Origin of the sequence: Iodobacter sp. BJB302 (genome assembly GCF_002735645.1) — a bacterium.
GTDB lineage: Bacteria > Pseudomonadota > Gammaproteobacteria > Burkholderiales > Chitinibacteraceae > Iodobacter.
Window position 1 is genome coordinate 1 of sequence record NZ_PDZG01000088.1, and the last position, 17,097, is coordinate 17,097.

Consider the following 17,097-nt stretch of genomic DNA (forward strand, 5'->3'; position numbering starts at 1 on the left):
TACCGTTTCAATCGTCGAGCAGACCTGTGCGCTCTGATTCCTCGATTACTCAAAGCCGTGATGCAGGCTAAACCTTGTCCAAGAGGGGTATTTCAAGCCTTAATTGAGCAAGAGACATAATCAGGTGTCTTTAAGCAGTCCGATTTTATTAAGGAATCTACTATTGGTAATAAGGGGGTTTGCTTTCCTCTGGTGTTGAAATGGCTTAGTAGCCCGAAAATCAGCCAGAATGATCATGACTTTTTTTACAGAGATATCAATACGCATGATGGCAGGGAAGAAGTCATGGCGACGGCTGTTACAAGCTATGTTCAAAAAAACGCTCATGCAATTCACGACTACATAGGGGATATTGGTATGAAAATCGATAAAACATATAGCCATAGCAGTATGGGCTTTAAAATTGATTTTAGTAAGGATGGTTTATATGAAATCGGGATTACGCCGGTTCAGGGTGATGGCCACGCCTTAGGTGTTCAGGTTGATGATGCTGCAAAATCATTCAGGTTTTTTGACCCTAACTCTGGAGAATATTCTTTGCCGTCAGCTACTGCACTGGAAGCGTTTGTGCAGGATTATTTATCGCTCGCTTACCCTCGTTTGAACAAAAATACGACTGTTCTTCGGCTTACTTAATCAGTGCCTCCCTGTATGGAGAAAAACAGTGTTTTTTCTCCATACACGGCGGCCTGACTTCTGCTGGGGAGGGCGTTAACTCAGGGTTAAATGGCCAGTTGCTTCAGGCTAATTCTGCAAAACAGCGCCATCAGGACAAGGGCTGCGCGGCGACTAGCGCGATCCAGTAGCCTCAGTGGATGGGTAATCCCCCCATTCTTAAGCTCACTTAAAAGTAGAGGCTAGGCATGTAATGCCAGTTTTTGTTTCGGTGTGATGCCGCCCAATCCCATATGCGGGCGCTCATTATTGTATGTCCAAAGCCATTGCGTTGCAGTTTCTTGTACTTCGGCAAGGTTTTCAAAATCATCGCAAGTCAGCCATTCATAACGCACGGTGCGATTATAGCGCTCAATATACGCATTCTGCTGCGGGTTACCAGGCTGAATATAGGCTAATTCAATTGATTGTTGTTCCGCCCAATTCTTTAATATGTGGCTAATATATTCAGGCCCATTATCTGATCGAATTCGCTTAGGCTTGCCGCGCCATTCAATGATTTGATTCAGGCTGCGTATTACGCGCTCTGCAGGCAAAGAGAAATCGATTTCAATGCCTAATCCTTCCCAATTAAAATCATCAATCACATTAAATAAGCGAATGCTGCGGCCATCGGCTAATTGATCGTGCATAAAATCCATTGCCCGCGTTTCATTTTTTGCCTCTGATTACGCTAATGGCTCAGGTGTTTCGCGATCTAAGCGCTTTTTAGGCTTAATCCGCTGATTTAATTCTAAATCACAGTAAATCCGGTAGACGCGTTTATGGCTCCAGTGCTTTTTGTTGTGCAAATGCGAAAAGCAGAGGCCAAAGCCCCAGCTTCGATGCGTTTCCGTAAGCTGGACCAACGATTCCGCAATTTGGGCATTTTCGGCATCCAATTTACGAATATAGCGATAGCAAGTCGTGCCAATTGCAAAGCTGGCGTAAGTAGCACGAATGGACACGGCCTTGGTTGCAACGGCCCAGCGAGCCACCTCGCGACGCTGAGATGTTTCAGATGATTTTTGACATGGCCTCCTTGATGATATCCGCCTGTATTTGGGCTTTGATATACATTTTTTTAAGACGCTTGTTTTCGTCCTCCAGCTCTTTCATGGGCGTCATCATCGAGACGTCCATACCGCTAAACTAAGCACGCCACATGTAGAAAGAGGCGGAACTTATACCGTGCTCGCGGCATAGATCAGGAACGGTCGAGCCGGCTTCGGCCTGCTTTAAGATCGACATAATCTGGCGTTATCAATTGCCTTCGGCTTTCATGTAGAGCTCCTCAAATACTACGAGAAAATTCCACTTAAAAATGAGGTGGTTTTGTGGGGGGACTACCATCTTCTTTGCTTACTCGTTTAACTTTATTCCGTAAATAGGATGCGTAACAGCTTTAATAATATGCCTCATGAAAGGTTTACAGAGTCGTAATGTCATGATTTTAGCTTTTGAAAAATAAGCGATATGCCTTGTATCGCTTCAGCCAGTATCTTCGTTCCTTTAAATAAACTGACAAAATTATCTGTGTAATGGCAAGAGGATAAGGTTAATTGAGGCTACTACACATTGTTGTTCTTCGGTTATGTGACAAAACTGACGAGTCATACCTTTTTTAGGTGACGACATCGTACTTGTCCCATTTATTTAAATTGGGGTGATGAACATAATCTAGGTCTTATTAGTGTGGTCTCTAGAAGTGTGCCGCTTGGTGCAAATGAGATCTGACCAAGCATCATTTTTCTGCATTTAAGTGTGGTGTTTGACTGGGTATTTTTCGCTTGATATTGAACAGGATGGGGGTCTCGCTCATCGTAAGGAAATCACTGTAAATGAAAATTCACTCGCTTGGGGGCAAACACCTAGGTCTAGAAGAGCGGAGTACTGGCATTGGGGATGCTCTGGAGAATACGCATGCGCACCTAGTGTTCAATGCTCATGCCAAATTTGCCGACGCCGACGCCGATGCTTTGAAGATTATGCTTCAAGGGTTGCAGGATACAGGCCAAGCGTCGTTACTTGACATGTTAGGCGTAGATCCAACACCGCCAGAATGCCAAGCTAATTGTGTAAATGGCCAGGCTGAGACGGATTCGTCGGCAGATCTAGGCATTGCTTTACCCCTTTCTTGGGCTCCAAATCTAACTGTAGTCTTGGATTCTCTGAGTTTGAAATGCCCGACTTTAGACCCTCTTGCTAAAAGTGAAATGAAGTCGCTTAGGGGGCAAGATGCACTTGTCTCCCTTCAAACTTTATCTTTACAGACATCCGTGGTGTTGCCCAGTGTTGTAGGGGAAAAGCTGTTAGATGTGGTGCGATTGCACAGCACGCCCCAATCTATGCGAAAAATCAGTCGATTGCAAGAACAAGAGGAAAGAGGGGCATCAAGCCTATTCCCTTTTCCTCCAATCATAAACCAGTTCAGTGAACCTGTTGAGGTGCCGATGTCTGTTGTCAAAGGGGACTTTGTTGCAGCATTGCCTGATGCCGCTGCACCTACACTGCCTTTGCTTGGTACATATGGGACAAAAGGTGTCGATCCGGTTTTAAATGTAACGATGTCTGGTGCATCTAGCCTACCAAGCTCGGTAGTACTTGGGCTTAAAGCTAAGGTTGTCGCTGCTGCGGAGCACTTTGCTCTACCTTCTATCTGGTCGATTTCAGCACCAACTGCTGTCGTGGAGGGGCTGCATCCTCTGAGTTTGACGTCAGATGTCGGGCAAGGTTTAAACACAGCGAAGCCTGATGTGGCTAGTCAGGTCAATACCGCAGTTTTTGGGGCCGTACCTGATCGTTCGCATCTTAAACTTGCGGTGGGGGGCGCTCAGTCAGAGCTGTCTATGTTGGCACCCACCTCAGTGGGGGGGCAGATAGTTGGACCGCTTGTGCTTGCACGAGGCTCAAAGGTTTCTGCGGTGCTGCCTGGTTTTGTTGGGAACGAATCTGCTTGCGAGCTGCCTGCGAGCACATCACAAGCGGGCCAGGCTGAGCGACCTGTTCGTGCACAAGAGCTTGTGATGAGTGCTTCACTACATATGCTGCCGGAGCCAAATTTGAATGGCCCACATTATGAATTCGCTAGTAATCCCGCTGCACGTTCTATCCCAGCCCCTGTACTGCAAGTTCTTCCTAGCCCTGTAGAGCAGCAAGGGTTTACCTATCATTTTAAAAGTTGGGGCAATGGTGCGTTTGTAAGTGTTAACACGCTTAGTGCTGGTGATGTGCGATTTGTGCCGTCAGATGTGCAGGTTCTACAGGCCTTGCAAACGTATGGAGAAGCCAATGATATGCCGCAGCACTGGCGTGTTGAGGCGAGCGAACGTCGTGATGATGAGGTGCCACGTAGGCAGGCACGGGCTCTGCCCTTTGAAGAGGAAAATGAAGAATGATGCCCTTGAGTAGTTTGCGCCGGGTAGATGTTGCCAGTATAGAGCGAAGCCGTGTTCTGATTCGCTTGCGTGGTGCAGGTTACACCGAAGCGGTTTTGTTACCACTTGGTAACGCTCGCTACGTTCGTCTGCGCGGTGATCTGGCTGGTTTGGGAACCGTGATTGCCCTGTTGGATGTGCACGCTTGGGCTGGCCACAGTATGCCAAGCTTGGCTGGCATTGCTTGGCACTGCGTGGATGAAAAGTTGTTGTGGAATTTATTGGCCGAGGAATTAACTCAACTCACTGGCACGGAACACGGGCTTGATTTGACGCATATCGAGGTACTGGATCTGCTTAGCACGCCTTTAGAGCATGCGCTACCTTGTGTGAATACGCTGAGTGGGGGCTTATTTGTGGAGGCTTTAGAGCAGGAAGCTCACCCGTTTGGTGCAAATTTTGATTTTAACGCAGTAAAAATTGAGTTGGCCGCTAATTTAGGGCGTAGTCACTTGGCTTGTCAGACCATCCCGACTTTAGTGTTGGGCGATGTTTTATTGATTAAAGAAATCGATTGCCAATTGAATTATGGCACTCATCCCCTATTTACGTTTGAGCTTTATGAGGAGCAGTTGATGTTGCAGGATTATGCGGAACAAGAGGCGAGTATAGGTGTTGTGCCTGAGTCGGAAAATCAGCTCTTAGATTTAAAAAAAGTACCCGTTGAATTAACTTTTGTATTGTTCAAAAAAATGCTCAGCGTGGCTCAATTGCAGTCTATGGATTTAGGTGATGTGATTGATTTACCGATAGAGGCACAAAAGAATGTTGAGATATATATCAATAACGTGTGCTTTGCAGGTGGGGAATTGGTGCAATTGGACGATGGACGTTTGGGCGTAGAAATTCAGCGCTTAATGCAATCGGTATAATTCAATGAATGATATTTCACTGATTGCTCTGCTGTCATTTGCTACTTTGTTTCCATTTTTAGTGGCATCAGGCACTTGTTTCGTTAAGTTCTCGATTGTATTTGTATTGATTCGGAATGCTTTGGGGGTGCAGCAAGTGCCCTCTAATATGACTTTAAATGGTATTGCACTATTGCTTTCGGTGTTTGTAATGATGCCGGTGGGGCAGCAAGCCTATGATTACTATAAAACTGAAAATGTGAAGCTGGATAGTGTAGAGGCTGTTGTCAATTTTATGGATGGTGGTCTGAGTGGGTATCGCGCGTATTTAAAAAAATATTCAGATCCGGAGTTGGTCGATTTTTTTCAAAAGGCACAAGCAGGACGCTTGGGTGAAGCTAAGGAAAATACACAAAAAGTTGCGGAGCCAGAGTCTGAACCGGCGATTATTGCGCTACTGCCAGCTTATGCCCTAACCGAAATTAAGGAAGCATTTAAGATTGGTTTTTATTTATATTTGCCTTTCATTGTTGTAGATCTAGTAATTTCCAGTATTTTATTGTCTTTAGGCATGATGATGATGAGCCCAGTAACGATTTCTGTGCCCGTAAAGTTAATTCTATTTGTGGCAATGGATGGTTGGACTTTATTGGTAAAGGGGTTGGTCATGCAATATATCGATCTTGCAGCTTGACGTTAAAGTTTTTTTCTTTCCGATGATCCAAAGCAGGAATAGAAATAAAGGACAGGTTATATGGATGATTTGGTATATGCCGGTAATAAGGCGCTGTATTTGACTCTTGTTTTATCTGCGGTTCCGGTGGCTGTGGCGACGTTGGTGGGGGTGATAGTGGGTTTGATTCAGACCGTAACTCAATTGCAAGAGCAAACGCTGCCTTTTGGGGTGAAGTTGATCGCCGTGATTGTGTGTTTATTTATGTTTTCGGGTTGGTATGGTGAGCACCTACTGAGCTATGCGGTGGAATTGATGCATTTGGCCCTGGATCCGCGTCGCTAATTTGTTGTTAGCGAGGTAGGGGTAAAGGAAATGTTGAACTGTTTTTTTATATGGTCAGATTGTCATAGCCTATGTTGATGTATGAGTTATTTGCGCGCTGGCAAGAATATATGTTGGCGGCCGCGTTGATTTACGCGCGGATTGCGGTGATTTTTTTATTTTTGCCTTTTTTGAATAATAACGTACTCGGACATATGGTAACGCGTAATGCGGTGATTCTACTGTTGATATTCGGGTTGTGGCCTCTAGTGGGGGTCGATGTATCTCAGGTGAATGGGGGCGATTATGCGGTACTGGCTTTAAAAGAAGCTGTAGTTGGTTTGGCTCTGGGTTGTATGGTGGCTTTTCCATTTTGGGTATTTCATGCGATTGGCGCTTATATCGATGTGGCGCGTGGGGCTACTATCAGTAGTTCCATTGATCCGGTGAATGGATTGGAGTCGGCAGAAACCTCCAATCTGTTGAACTTATTTGCAGGGGTGGTTTTTTTAGAGGCTGGCGGTATGCAGCTCTTGTTATCGCTGTTAATAGATAGTTATCAACAAGTCAATTTGCTCAATAGTATCGAAATCCGATTAGAAACCTTGATCCCCTATTTGGGGCGCTTAGTGGCAAATAGTTTTATGTTGGCGGCTCCTGTATTGCTAACGCTTATTTTGTCTGAAGTGTTATTGGGTTTGTTGTCGCGCTTTACTCCGCAAATGAATGCCTTTTCAGTATCTCTTACGATTAAGAGCATGATTGCCTTTTTTATTTTTATGATTTATTTTGGTCCCGTATTTCCGGGGGAAATGATGAAGATGATGGGCGACTTTGCCGGTTATGAATTATTTGTTAGGGGTGGGCGTTAATGGCAGGGGAAAAAACTGAAAAACCAACGGATAAAAAACTACTTGATTCGGCTAAAAAGGGTCAATCCTATAAAAGCCGCGACATGGTCGTGTTGTGTATTTTGGTTGCAGGAGTCGGTTTTACCGCAACGCGCTCTTTTAATACGGTAGTAGAAATGTATTGTGGTTTTATTGAGAAGGGTTTTAAAACACCTCCGGCTGATGCGGCACGAGAGCTTGTTTTTGCATTTCTAACCCTCTCCTTGCCCATTATCTTGGCCTGCGTGGTTGCCACTGTATTGCCATCGTTATGGCAAAGCCGCCTTGTGCTTGCAACTGAGGCAATCAAAATTGATTTTAGTGCTTTGAATCCGGTTGCAGGCTTTAAAAAGCTATTTAGTATGAAAACGGTAAAAGAGTTGGTAAAGGCCGTTTTATATTTATTGTTAACTATTGTAGTGGCTTATGCCTTTTGGGTTTTTCAAAGGCATATGCTGCTGGCTCAACTCTATGTTTCAACTACAGAGGCAGGGGCGGCTTGGGTTAAAGCAGGTGTGATTCTTGTTTTTTATTGTGTAGCTGCTTTTATTTTTATTATTGGCCTAGATGCTTGGGTAGATTACTTGCTGTATATCAAAAACCTCAAAATGGAAAAGCATGAGGTGAAGCAAGAATATAAGCAGGCTGAAGTGAGTAGTGAGGTGAAATCACGGCGTCGTGAGGTGCATGAGGAATTGTTGTCCGAGCAAATAAAAAGCGATGTGGCGCAGTCTCAGTTTGTGCTTGCTAACCCGACCCATATTGCAATTGGGGTGTATATGGATACAGAGTCGCTACCACTGCCCTTTGTGTCTGTACTGGAAACAGAGCAAAAAGCGCGTGCGGTGATTGCTTATGCAGAAAAAATTGGGATACCTGTGGTGCGTGATATCCGTTTAACTCGTGCCATTTTTAAAGTGGCAACGCGCTATACCTTTGTGCCCTATGAGCTGGTTGAAGAGGTGTACAAGGTGCTGTTTTGGTTGCTTGAAGTCGAAAAGGCCCGTGCAGGAAATGGGGATGCGCCTACGTTGGCGTCATGATGAAGGTTATAAATGAAGCGGTGCTTTATTCGTTTTGATTTAGATCTGCGCTATACGCATAGCAAAGTTAGGTAAAAAATAAATGGCTCTTTGTTCAAGCATCGGTGCCAAAGAAAAGAAGACCAGATGAATATGCTTAGCAAGATGGTAGGTTTAATGCAAGGCATCTCTCTCGATGCAAATCTGTAGATCAAAAAAGCAAAGTTCATTCAGCGCTAGCGCTCGTTAAATCATGCTTGCGTTTTTTAGCTTCGTATTTTTATGAAAGTTTATCTTTTAAAAATTTAATTATTTTAAATAATAACGGATATCTCATATTGAACATGAAGGATATGGGCTTTGCTGTCTGTAGTTTAACTCTTCAATTTAAATATACCTTCTGTAAATTAGAAAAAATTTCGTGATTTATGTGAAATAGGTTGTATAGCTTACAAGCTGTGCTTGCTGGTTTGATGATAGTTCGTTAGAAATTTATTAGTAAATAGAAAATATAGTCTTTTGCATTAACCACTCGTATTTATTAAGCGTCGCCTTAAGTAACAGGGGGCGTGGCCGTTTATTGAATTACGTTCTGGAAGAGGAGAGTATCGTTTTTTAATAGTGAGCAATATACCTCTGTGGTTTAATTAACACCGTCAGCCTTATGGCAAATGGCGGATTAAAGGAAAGTAAGATGAGTCGTATGAATGAAAACTTAATGGATGAAGGCGCAGCTGAGGTCTTATGGGAGGCAGTACTTAATGGTGCGGCACTTAAAGATATTCAGGGTATTCCTAGTAATGTAATGGAGGGGATTTATGCCTATGCATTTGAGTTTTATCAGCAGGGGCGCTTGGATGAAGCAGAAACATTTTTTAGGTTTTTGTGTTTGTACGATATGTATGACCCAGACTATGCGATGGGCTTAGCGGCTATTTTTCAGATGCGTAAAGAGTATCTGAAGGCGGCGGGTGCATATTCACTTGCTTTTGCTTTAGGGAAAAATGATTACCGTCCGATGTTTTATGCGGGGCAGTGTAATTTGCATTTGAAAAAGGTAAGCAAGGCAAAGCAGTGTTTTGAGACGGTGCTGTTGCATGGGGCGAAGGGGCCATTAACCGAACGGGCACAAGCTTATTTAGAGGCTATGCAAAATGTGCAGTCAGCAACTGAAGCTGAGCCAGAAACTGAAGCTGAGTCTGAAAATGAAATGAAGGAGTTTTTTAATTATGAGAGAAATACTGATTCAGCCAAATCGTTATAGCGTGAATCCTGAGGCATTAAAGATCAGTCAAGATTTGATCAAGGGGCCGATGGAAGCAGTAGGTGCTATTCATGATTCTTTAGCGAAGATGGAACTGCTGGCACAAAGTGCGGATACTGAGTTGGGGGCTGCCAAACCCGCTGGGTCTAGCAAAGCGCCTCAGTTGACGCCACCAGGTGTGACGGTGGCGCAACGTCAAGCAGAGCCCGATTTGTCGCTTGCTGCGGTAATGGCGCAGTTGATGGAAATCATGCAAGACATGTCAGTGAATGGCTTGAAGACCAAATTGGAAGCTTTTAAACAAAGTGCGGATGCACGTGAAGCTGCTTTGGCGAAAATGGGTTTGGCTCTGGGCGAGGCACAAACAAAGGCCGATACTCTGAATAAGAAGGCAAAAGATCTGGCGAGTCGCTTGCCAACAGCGGGGCAAGTAAAGCAATTTGAGGCTAGTTTGCAGCTTGCGGTTGAGAATAGAGAGCGAACAAAAAAAGAACTTTCAAATACGCTGGAAAATCTTAAACAGGCATTTATTGAGAAGTATGGCCCAAATATGCCGCTCTCGGGCGATGCAAGTAAACCAGAATCCCTCGCAGATGGAGCAAAGATTCTCAAAGCATCAAAGGCTTTGGATGAGAGTATGCGTGGTTTGACAAAGGTCGAGAATGAAGCAAGGGCCGAGTGGAATACGGCTAGAGAGCAATTTCAACTGGTACTAAATGCGGGCTCTGCTGCACAGCAGGCACAGGCTGATCTCGTCTCTTTGCACTCACAATTTGAAGAGAAGGGCGGTGTGCGGGCCGTGCAAAATCTGGGGCAGCTACGTACTGGTGCTGCTGAGCTGACTTTTCTATTGAGTGTCTTGCAGGACATCATCGGTGAAACTAGCGAAACAGAAATGCAAGATAAATTGGCGTTAATGAAGGCGCGCCAAGCTGAAGTGGTCAAGGATTTGGAAAAAAAAGCTGATGAGTTCGCTGCCGAACAGCGAAAAGCAGAAGAGCTTAATCGAATTATGGGTTGCGTAGGCAAGGTATTGGGGGCCCTATTGACGATTGTGGCGGTGGCGGGGGCTGTGTTTACGGGGGGAGCCAGCTTGGCACTGGCAGCGGTTGGCGTTGCACTCATGGTGTTGGACACGGTACTTGAAGCCGCGACAGGTAAAAGCTTGACTGACCGAGTGTTAACTCCCGTGATGAATGCGGTTATTAAGCCCCTGCTGGAAGCGCTGACTAAGTTAATGAGTGGCCTTTTACAGAGTCTCGGCGTGGATAAAAAGATTGCCGATATTATTGGGACAGTACTTGCTGCGGCGGTATTGGTACTTGCTGTGATTCTTGTGGCGATAGTTGGTAAGGGGGCGGCGGCAAAAATGGCTGAAAAATTTGGTACAGCGATATCAAATACCATTTCCAAAATGATTCCTGAACTCATTAAGCAGTCCACGGCAGCGGCTAAAGCAGGCTTTAATGGGGTAAATAAGGCGGTGACGCAATCTTTTGGGAAGTTAGCCAATCGCGCGGGTATTAGTGTTGGAGATGTGGCTATAAATGCAACACGTTTTAAAACGGCGCAGGTAGTGGGTGGTTTTGCCCAGCAGAGCATACAAGCGGGTGGCCAAATCGGTGTAGGAGTCCACCAAAATAATGCGAGTGATGCGCTTGCTGATATCACGGTTAGCCGTGCTAGCCAAGATGTGTTTAAGCGGGCTATTTCTGAAGCGATTAAGCAAATGAGCGAGCAAATGTCAGTTGTTAATGATTTGATGAAGCAGATGTCTATGACAAATGAGCAGCAACTTGCCACCGCACAATTTATTTCGCAAAGAACACGTGCCGCCTAAGCCTTGCATATTTTTTAAATGAAATAGGGCAGCTTTGTCCTAAGCAGTAATTTACTTCAAAGGTGATTGTATGTTGACAACCATTTCAGCAGCTAAAAGTTCCCCTGTATTTTCTACTTCCGCAGTAGTACTAAAAAGCGTGGCCGATGTAAAAGGAACTGCCGAGGGCAAAACCTTGAATGCGGGTTTTGAAGCAAAGGCTGCAGCGTTACCTCATGCCGTTCCACGTAGCAGCATCATGGCAGGTGCACCTGATTTACGCGCGCCGGAGTCGAGTCTGGATGGAGCGGCTACTAAGCAAGTTTTTGACGCATTAGACGCCGTAGTGGAAGCCCCGCAGGGTGAGAGCCTTGCGCTGCAAACCTTATTTAGTAGCGACAAAATGCGCGGCGTACCTATGGATAGCGATTTATTGCTCGCCTTAATTGTGCAACTGAAGGCTTTGCAACTGGAACAAAGTGCGAGTGAGCGTAATTTAGGCGGAAAGCTCACCGCATTGAGCTTTGATGGTTCTAAGGCAACGGCTGATTCGCATCGTTTATCTGGTAATGCGGCGATTGGAGCTGCCATTAGCAGTGCTGCTGTAGGTCTTGGTTTTGCAGGTTTGTCGCTACAAAAAGGCGTGAAAGCACATCAGACCAATAAAAATTCTCTGATAAATAATCAAGGTAAAGCGAATGAACTGAGGGTGTCCGTGGAGAAAAGCCAATTACAACTTCGTAATCATCCAGACACACCCAATGCAGTCAAAGAAGGTGTTGGTATGAAAAATGAGGCTAGGCTGGGTGATATTCATCGCCTAGAGCAAGCACATAGCAAGGAAGTAAGCCGTTCGAGCAAGTTGTCTGGCCAAGCCCAAGTGATTGCCAGTCTGCCTATGGCCGGTGTCGTTGATGGGGCTGGGCAAACTGTACAAAAAAATGAAGACGCAATTCGTACCATGGGGGATGCCAGTGTCAATGTAATCAATCAGGCGAGTAAAAACACGGATGATGTAGGGAATGGCAGCTTAGATTTAGCCAAGCAATTACAAGCCATGCTGCGTGATTATGTGCAAAGCAAGCGTGATGCGTTTGCCGCTGTGGCAAGTAAAGTGTAAGTAGGTTGGGATAATAATGGCTGCGCGGCCAGTAGAAGTGAAGTTTTACTTTTGTGCCGTGCACCTATTTTTAAAATGGAAAATATGATGTCCATAATAAGTGCTGTGGAATTAAAGCGTAATACATTCACACTTTCTAACCCGCAAACTAATGCAGAAAGGTCTACCTTTGATGTGCCGCAGGCTCAAGTTGGGGCGGTGGAAAAGTGGGATAGCAGTGTTGCTCGTGTACAGCAGGCTTTGCATAGCATTGTAGAACAGCCTGAAGGTCTAAAAATTGCTTTAGAGGAACAGGCCTCTGCAGAACAGTTGCTGCATAGTCAATTTCGCGCAGTACAGAGCCAGTTGCCTGCAGAGAGTGTTTATCTTCGAGATAATGTGCAGCCTGAGTTGCTGGCATTACAGAGCGGGAGCGGTCTGCACTTGAACACAGAGGATATGTTCAAGTTTATGAGTGACCGAGAAATTTTGGCCATGATTAGTGGCAATATGGTCGATATAAAAGAAAATTATCAAAAAATATTTGCGAGTGCAACGAGCAAATATGCTGATTTTTTTAAAGATTTTAGTGCAACGATTACCAAGCTGGCTGGCTATTTTAAAGCAGATGGTACCAATGATATGAAGGTTGATGTTGATTCATTGCAAAATGATTTATTAGCCGTTATGTCAAAGCACAAAAACGTGGCCTTAGTCAGTTGTGATACAGAGCAAGAGGTAAAGTACTGGGCTAAGGAGTTGGGTTTAGCTGCCGATGCAGATATTTCAGGGAGCTCACGCCCAGCATATATAAAAATGAAAGATGGAAAATGGTGCGTGTATCCTAATCTGGAGCCTTTGGTGCAGATTCTTGTGGCGAGTAATTATAATAATGCGGGTGACAAGGTTAAGCTTGATCTTTCTCCGAGATATGGTGAGGCGGGTGATCCTGCTTATACAAAGAACAGTGGTGATTGGACGTGGAGCCGTGGTGCTAAATTAAATAACGCCATTTTTCAGGCTTGGCAAACGTCGCATAGCACCCAAAAAGAACAGATCCAAAGCACGGTGCAAGTTTTAGCTGAAAAATTTGGACGAGCTAATTCACTATACGACAATATTGTTAAAGTATTGAGTAGCATGACCTCTTCTTTAGAAGAGGCTGCAAAAAATGCTTTGCGGTTTTAATTCTTAATTCGTTGTTTTTTAGGTGCGCGAGAAAATATACAAGCGGCAGAAAGGTCTGCTGATAAGTTTGTGGATATCTAAAACTTTACAAAAAATATATATCCTGATTATGTCTCTTGCTCAGTCGATAACCCTCGCGACCATTACTCGGCTTGAGTAAAGTGCCATGAAATAAGGGTATCCCACCTATTTGACCCTCCGAAATAGCTATGCTGGGCAAGCAGCTAAATCAAGGGTTCCGGAGCAAGAGACATAATCAGAATATAGATTGTATTAAATACGTTGGATAGCACGATTTATATGTTTATTTAAAAAAATAGCGTATTGACAAGTTTATGCGCTTGATAATTGTTTTTTATTGAAATTTATATGCGGGAATGCTTGCTTATAAAATATTTAAATTACATTACCAATAAGAGAATTAAATATGCCAGAATATGTATCTTCGTCTCTTGTGAGAAATGCTTCCTACAGGCAGGCGATTAAAAATGGGCTATCGCCATCAGCTTCGGCCGGAATAACCACCACTAATGCTAGCCGATTTGATTCTTTAGACAAGAATGTTTCGTTTGCGACAATGGCTTCGGTCAGAAATGAGCCGAGTTCCTCTCCTCAAGTAGAGTCGAGCCCGCCGCTTCTGGCAGAGTCTCTGAAGTGGAATGGAGCTACTTTGAGCCCGGATGTTGTTAAAAAATGCCTTCAGCGGGTGTTTGACGGGGGGGGGATGAAAGATGTTGACTTTAATAGACTACCTAATAATGGTCTTGGTTGTGGGCGTGTAAAAGACTTCTTTTTGATTAGTACGCTAGCTCAAGAAACGTTGAAAGACTGTCCTGCGGCACTAGTTCAGATCAAGCAACTTGAGGGGGAGTATTGTTCGCTTATTAAAGAACACTCTAAAAATCCAAAGGCGAGCGGTTTTCAAGGTTTCTCTACAAAAGAAAATGCTAAAAATTCCAATAAACTCAAGGAGCTTGATCTAGCACTTCTTAAGTTGCTTGATCCTGGTAAAGGAAACAGAACGTATCAAGCACATACTAGCCTCATCGACTTTGCTGAGAGTACGTATGTCATTCCTGGGCGCTTCAAGACTCTTGAGGACTTGCAGACAAGTCAGCCAGCATGGCTAAAAGAATCGATTCGAATTCACATTAACGCCTCGTGTGGTGAGCAGGTTTCTTCTAATTCTTTGACTTTTTTGGCCGATGCGGTGAAAGCGGCTCTCTATATCCCCGATTTGCCTGTTAAAGAGAGGGCGGCAGAAAGAACTGATTTTGCGGATAGTATGCGGAGTGTTGAGGGCATTGGTCTTGATTCGGTAGATCAATCTGGTCCACCTAAAATTACCCAGCAGGTGAATAGTAATCGTGTTTTAACCGAACGATCTGAACATTTGATGGTTCAAAATGGTCCACCTAAAATTACCCAGCAGGTGAATAGTAATCGTGTTTTAACCGAACGATCTGAAGTTTTGATGGTTCAAAATGGTCCATCTAAAATTCGCGTACAGGACGTGCAGGTGAATAGAGTGTTAGTGGTGGAGGGGGTAGACAGTTCTTCGCAGGGCAATGCAAGTAATACTGTGCAGAGTAAGCCATCTTCCGAAGGCGATACTCAGCTTACGGGGTTAACATTTGTCCCCTTGGGCAAGGGGGTCACTGAGTCTTACCTCAAGTCGGCTTTTTTTCAGCCAAAATTTAATGGAAAAAATAATAAGGCAACTCCGGCCTCGGCAGCTCATGTTCTAGTCACTGATATAAGGGAAGCATTGCAACTCATTACGAACCAAGAGGTTAATCGTAATGGCGAGAAGTCCCTTCAAGAATTCTTGACTGTTCGCAATACATTTTTGCCTGTGAATGTGAGGGACACGAAGAAAGATTACTTGGCTCCGATGAGTGAAGATCAGTGGGGTATTTTGCTTGCTGGTTTAAATCAGCACCCACAGGTGGCGGATATTAAAGCGCGGGTTCTGTCTATGGCACGTCTGACCTCCATCGCGGCACCTCGGCAGTGGTTAAAAGATTCTATTGTGCCAAGGATGTTGCAATGGGCAGGCCGTGAGGTCGTTTCTTTAACTTCGATAAAGGGAGCCAATGATTTAAAGCCTGTAGCGAGTGTGGGGCAGCGCCCTGAAGAAAGGCATCTATTCCAAAACAGTGATGCTGCGAATTCCCAGGCTCAGGATATGGTGAGTCACGCGCAGAACGTGACGGAAAGTCTAGGCGAGTTATCTGCAAAAGGCGATACGTCGTTTGGCTTTAAGCCTTGGGTTCAACCTAGGATTACAGATTTTCGCCTTAAATCAGATACGAAAGTATCCGAAGCTTTCTTTCTGGCTGCGATCCGAGGCTTACTGACTCCGATGAACGCCATGCCTATGAGCGATGTAGAAAAAACATTTGTTTTGGCTCGGAATACATTATTACCTGTCTCTCAAGTAAAACGCATTGACGATGCAGGCCTGACCCAAAGCAAAAAAGATGAATATCTTGCGGTATTAAAAGAGGCGATTGCTCATCGTAATGTAAAGGGTCATGCAAAGAATTTTGCTGAAATCATGCTGCGCGATACAGCATTAGCAAAGTCATCGAATAGTTTGATTAAAGAGTTGATAAACGAGTTGGGGGTAGAAAAAACACCATTACCCGTTTGGAATAAACCCAGGGAAGTCATTCTCACTCAGGATGGGCTGCATCTTGGTAGATTCTTAGCTAACAATGGGGTCAATCAACGACGGTAATCCTCCCACAAAACCAGCTCATTTTTAAGTAGAATTTCTCGCCGTCTTTGAGGTGTTCTACATAAAAGCCGTAGGCAATTGATAACGCCAGATTATGGGGATTTTAAAGCAGGCCGAAGCCAGCTCGACCGTCCCCGATCTGTGCCGCGAGCACGCCATGAGTTCTGCCTCTTTCTACACGTGGCGCGTCAAGTTTTCAGCATGGATGTTTCCATGGTGACGCGGATGAATGAGCTGGAGGATGAAAAGAAGCCCCTTAAAAAGATGTATATCGAAGCCCCAATGCAGGCGGACATCATCAAGGAAGCCATAATCCTCTGAAACATCTCAGCGTCACGAGATGGCTCGCTGGGCCGTTGAAACCAAGGCCGTTTCTATTTGTGCGGCTTGCTCCAGCTTTGCAATTAGCACGATTTGCTATCGCTCTATTTGTAAGCTGGATGCAGAAAACGCAAAAATTGCGGAACTGCTGACTCAGCTCACTGAAACCCATCGAAGTTGGGGCTTTGGTCTCTGTTTCTTGTACCTGAGCAACGTCAAGAAAAAGCTCTGGAATCATAAGCGGGTCTACAGGGTTTATTGTGATTTAAAATTAAGTCTGCGGATTAAGCCTAAAAAACGCATAGATCGTGAAACGCCAGAGCCATTAGCGGTGCCAGATGCAAAAAATGAAACATGGTCGAATGGCTTTTATGCACGATCAATGAGCAGATGGCCGCAACATTCGCTTATTTAATGTGATTGATGATTTTAATCGTGAAGGAAATGGCCCTGAATATATTAGTCACATATTGAACAATTGGGCAGAGCAACAGTCGATTGAATTGGCCTGTATTCAGCCCGGCAATCCGCAGCAAAATGCATATATTGAGCGTTATAATCGAACTGTGCGATATGAATGGTTTTGGACTTACAATAACGAACGCCCGCATATGGGATTGGGCGGCATCTCCCCGAAACAAAAACTGGCATTACATGCCTGACCTTAACCTTTTTCCTGATTATCTCTCTTGCTCAGTCGATAACCCTCGCGACCATTACTCGGCTTGAGTAAAGTGTCATGAAATAAGGGCATCCCACCTATTTGACCATCCGAAATAGCTATGCTGGGCAAGCAGCTAAATCAAGGGTTC

12 protein-coding genes and 2 pseudogenes are annotated in these 17,097 nt (G+C 44.6%); 13 read left to right on the plus strand and 1 reads right to left on the minus strand.

Translation table 11 applies throughout. From position 1 onward, the window contains the following. The first annotated feature begins 285 nt into the window (after window positions 1-285). The gene (locus tag CSQ88_RS19820) at window positions 286-636 is read left to right on the plus strand and encodes a YopT-type cysteine protease domain-containing protein (protein WP_143449532.1); all 351 of its coding nucleotides are present in this window, start codon (window positions 286-288) and stop codon (window positions 634-636) included. A gap of 221 nt (window positions 637-857) precedes the next feature. Here the strand turns inward: CSQ88_RS19820 and CSQ88_RS19825 are convergent. Beyond that, window positions 858-1,905, minus strand: a pseudogene (locus tag CSQ88_RS19825) (IS3 family transposase). A 590-nt stretch (window positions 1,906-2,495) separates the two neighbouring features. Here CSQ88_RS19825 and CSQ88_RS19830 point away from each other — a divergent pair. From CSQ88_RS19830 to CSQ88_RS19885, 12 genes and pseudogenes are all read left to right on the plus strand, one after another. Next, window positions 2,496-4,052, plus strand: coding sequence for a type III secretion system needle length determinant, SpaN/EivJ family (locus CSQ88_RS19830; protein WP_099399812.1), 1,557 nt, complete (start codon window positions 2,496-2,498; stop codon window positions 4,050-4,052). A 65-nt stretch (window positions 4,053-4,117) separates the two neighbouring features. After that, window positions 4,118-4,963, plus strand: coding sequence for a FliM/FliN family flagellar motor switch protein (locus CSQ88_RS19835; protein WP_180273743.1), 846 nt, complete (start codon window positions 4,118-4,120; stop codon window positions 4,961-4,963). A 4-nt stretch (window positions 4,964-4,967) separates the two neighbouring features. After that, complete coding sequence (locus tag CSQ88_RS19840; RefSeq protein ID WP_099399814.1) at window positions 4,968-5,636, plus strand: EscR/YscR/HrcR family type III secretion system export apparatus protein; 669 nt, start codon at window positions 4,968-4,970, stop codon at window positions 5,634-5,636. A gap of 60 nt (window positions 5,637-5,696) precedes the next feature. Beyond that, window positions 5,697-5,960: an EscS/YscS/HrcS family type III secretion system export apparatus protein gene (locus CSQ88_RS19845; RefSeq protein ID WP_099399815.1), complete on the plus strand. Its 264-nt coding sequence runs from the start codon at window positions 5,697-5,699 to the stop codon at window positions 5,958-5,960. Between the two features lie 77 nt (window positions 5,961-6,037). Next, entirely contained in the window at window positions 6,038-6,811 is a 774-nt protein-coding gene (gene sctT, locus CSQ88_RS19850; RefSeq protein WP_180273744.1) for a type III secretion system export apparatus subunit SctT, read from the plus strand. Next, window positions 6,811-7,872: an EscU/YscU/HrcU family type III secretion system export apparatus switch protein gene (locus tag CSQ88_RS19855; protein WP_099399817.1), complete on the plus strand. Its 1,062-nt coding sequence runs from the start codon at window positions 6,811-6,813 to the stop codon at window positions 7,870-7,872. The genes sctT and CSQ88_RS19855 overlap by 1 nt, the downstream gene beginning before the upstream one ends. Window positions 7,873-8,545: 673 nt before the next feature. Continuing rightward, window positions 8,546-9,115, plus strand: a complete 570-nt coding sequence (gene sicA / locus CSQ88_RS19860; protein ID WP_099399818.1) for a type III secretion system translocator chaperone SicA — start codon at window positions 8,546-8,548, stop codon at window positions 9,113-9,115. Continuing rightward, window positions 9,081-10,955 carry a type III secretion system translocon subunit SctE gene (sctE, locus tag CSQ88_RS19865; RefSeq protein WP_099399819.1) on the plus strand — a complete coding sequence of 625 codons (1,875 nt, stop codon included), beginning with the start codon at window positions 9,081-9,083 and terminating at the stop codon, window positions 10,953-10,955. Before sicA ends, sctE begins: the two co-directional genes overlap by 35 nt. Window positions 10,956-11,025: 70 nt before the next feature. After that, window positions 11,026-12,054 (plus strand): IpaC/SipC family type III secretion system effector, encoded by a 1,029-nt coding sequence (locus CSQ88_RS19870; RefSeq protein WP_099399820.1) that lies wholly within the window; start codon window positions 11,026-11,028, stop codon window positions 12,052-12,054. 87 nt (window positions 12,055-12,141) lie between these two features. Beyond that, complete coding sequence (locus tag CSQ88_RS19875) at window positions 12,142-13,221, plus strand: IpaD/SipD/SspD family type III secretion system needle tip protein (protein WP_180273745.1); 1,080 nt, start codon at window positions 12,142-12,144, stop codon at window positions 13,219-13,221. A gap of 427 nt (window positions 13,222-13,648) precedes the next feature. After that, on the plus strand, window positions 13,649-15,964 hold the full coding sequence (locus CSQ88_RS19880; protein WP_143449534.1) for a hypothetical protein: 2,316 nt from the start codon (window positions 13,649-13,651) through the stop codon (window positions 15,962-15,964). A gap of 94 nt (window positions 15,965-16,058) precedes the next feature. Beyond that, window positions 16,059-16,947, plus strand: a pseudogene (locus CSQ88_RS19885) (integrase core domain-containing protein). Window positions 16,948-17,097: the final 150 nt, after the last annotated feature.